Raw genomic sequence first — 2,252 nt, forward strand, 5'->3', positions numbered from 1 at the left:
ACTTCCATCCTGCGGGAGAGGCCCACTCGTCTCATCTCAGCCCGGTACCCATGTCAAGAACCTCATGACCCACAACAACTAGGGCGTGTCTCCCTTATGCGCGTAGCCAGGTGAAGATGGCGCAGAGGGTGACGGCGGCGCGGTAGGTGATCGCTGGCTTGTCGTAACGAGTGGCCAAGCCGCGCCATTGCTTGGCTAGGGCATGTCCCGAGCCACCCTCTACCGACGCATCCGCGCCATACCTGCTGCAAATGAGCTCTCTTGGCGCTGCCCCATCGTCTGCAAGCGACAACAGGGGAGGGGGAGCCATCCAGACTTGTGTCATATGACCCCCCCCATCACCGGGAGGACCACCGGACGGGGCCGACGGGACGCGGCCCAAGGCATGTCGACGTTCGTCCACGTGAGTTGCTGGCGTGTCCGGTGGGGTTCGGTCAGCGGGACAGCGGGGTGCGCACGGTGGTTGAGGTCTCCTGAGATCGAACGGCCCCGAGGCTTTCGTCTTGCGGGGCCGTCCCGGGGTGGTGGCGTGCCGTTCAGTAGCGGGCGGCGGTGCCCATCATGTTCCAGGGGCTGTAGTCGACAGCGGTCACGGCCACGCCCATTTGCGGGTTGCGGGCGTGGGCGATCTGGCCGTCGCCGATGTACATGGCCACGTGGTAGATCCCGGAGGCCGAGCCGTTGTTGGACCAGAAGACCAGGTCACCGACCTGGAGGTCGTCCAGGGAGACGTATTGGCTAGCGGCCGCATACTGGGCCTTGGAGTTCAGAGGCAGCTCAATGTCGGCCTGCGCGAACGCGTTCTGAATGAAGCCGGAGCAGTCGTAGCCGGTCGGGCCATTTCCACCCCAGACGTAACCGACGCCCGGATCGGCAGCCTTGGCCGTAGCCCACTGCACGGCCGCCCCCCAACCAGTACTACTGGAGGAAGCGGTGGAGTAAGAGGCCCGCTGGATATCCTGGGCCGGCTCACTGCTGGTCGCGGACGAGTGCGTGTGAACCCTGGAAGAGCGGGACGTCTCGGCGGCGGTACCGCCCTCCCACGTCCAGGAATCAGCAGTGGAGCCGCTGAGCGCGGAGTAGGCGCCCTCGCTGGCTGCGGCCGGGCCCATGCCGGCCACCGTGGCTCCCACCACGGTGGTCAGGCCTATCGCACCCATGGTGAGGGAACGGCGGTACTGGGAACGGCGGGCCTGTGCTTCAGCCTCGATGCGGGCACGGCGGGTGGGGCAGGACATGGGTTACCTCGGTAGACATTGGCGTGCATTTTCTGGACTTTTTACACGGCCTCCTAATTCGGCGTCGAGCAAGTTATCACTTAGTCGAAATGGTCCGTGACCAGAACGTTATACAACAATGCGGATTCGTGATCTGGTCGCAACTTGCCGGAGTGCCAAGTTCCGAGCCGATTCAGGGTTGAGCCGGGCCCGGAAAGGCCGTCATTTCGGGCCTAGCCGCCCGCTCGAACGGCTCGGGCGGAGCCCGTGGCCGGCTGGGATCTTCACGGAATCTTCAAAGTTGAGCCCTTTTCCGGGCCGGGCGGGGGGTCTATGGTCGGTTGCATGGCGGGCCGGTTCCGGCCGGTTCGTTTTCCGAACCGCACCGATGAAGGAGTAAGCCATGACCCATCACGTGAGCTCGATGCTGGAGACCTACCCGAAAGACTTGGGGGACATCGACCGGCAGAAGCTGGCCGAGTGCATCGAGGCCTGTTTCGAGTGCGCTCAGACCTGTACGGCCTGCGCGGACGCGTGCCTGGCCGAGGACATGGTCGCAGAACTGAGGCAGTGCATCCGGTTCAATTTGGATTGCGCCGACATCTGCGCCACCACCGGGGCGGTGCTGTCCAGGCAGACCGGCAACAACGTCGAGACCACTCGTGCCCTGCTGGAGGCCTGCCGGACCGCCTGCAAGACGTGCGGGGACGAGTGCGCCTCCCACGCTGAAATGCACGAGCACTGCAAGATCTGCGCTGAGGCCTGCCGGCGCTGCGAGCGGGCCTGCGCCGAGTTGCTCGCCTCCCTGGGCTGAGCGGAGTCCAGGCCCGGTCAAGCCCCTCGTGATGGTGTAGCGGTCTGATCCTTCATGGGGGTCAGGCGCTGAGGCCGAGGGTGTGTTCGGTGTCGGGGTCCACCTCGTCTCCGGTGTTGGTCACGGTGGTGAGCCTGCAGCGGGGGGCGTGTCAGATGGTCTGTGTAAGCCGTACCGAGAGGAACGGTAAGAATCATGACCATGATCGACGAGAAGAACCC

The 2,252-nt window shown here is 64.7% G+C and carries 2 protein-coding genes; one reads left to right on the top strand and one right to left on the bottom strand.

What is annotated here, in order from left to right; genetic code table 11:
* Positions 1–536: 536 nt before the first annotated feature.
* Entirely contained in the window at positions 537–1,238 is a 702-nt protein-coding gene (locus tag KVS67_RS11320) for a C40 family peptidase (RefSeq protein WP_063190026.1), read from the bottom strand.
* Positions 1,239–1,620: 382 nt separating this feature from the next.
* Between KVS67_RS11320 and KVS67_RS11325 the strand changes: the two genes are divergently transcribed.
* The gene (locus tag KVS67_RS11325) at positions 1,621–2,031 is read left to right on the top strand and encodes a four-helix bundle copper-binding protein (RefSeq protein WP_002855901.1); all 411 of its coding nucleotides are present in this window, start codon (positions 1,621–1,623) and stop codon (positions 2,029–2,031) included.
* Positions 2,032–2,252: the final 221 nt, after the last annotated feature.

It is taken from the genome of Micrococcus sp. GbtcB5, assembly GCF_019091605.1.
Lineage (GTDB): Bacteria > Actinomycetota > Actinomycetes > Actinomycetales > Micrococcaceae > Micrococcus > Micrococcus luteus.

Excerpts from the sequence above, each read along its gene's own strand:
- KVS67_RS11320 (WP_063190026.1), bottom strand. The coding sequence starts at position 1,238 with ATGTCCTGCCCCACCCGCCGTGCCCGCATCGAGGCTGAAGCACAGGCC.
- KVS67_RS11325 (WP_002855901.1), top strand. The coding sequence starts at position 1,621 with ATGACCCATCACGTGAGCTCGATGCTGGAGACCTACCCGAAAGACTTG.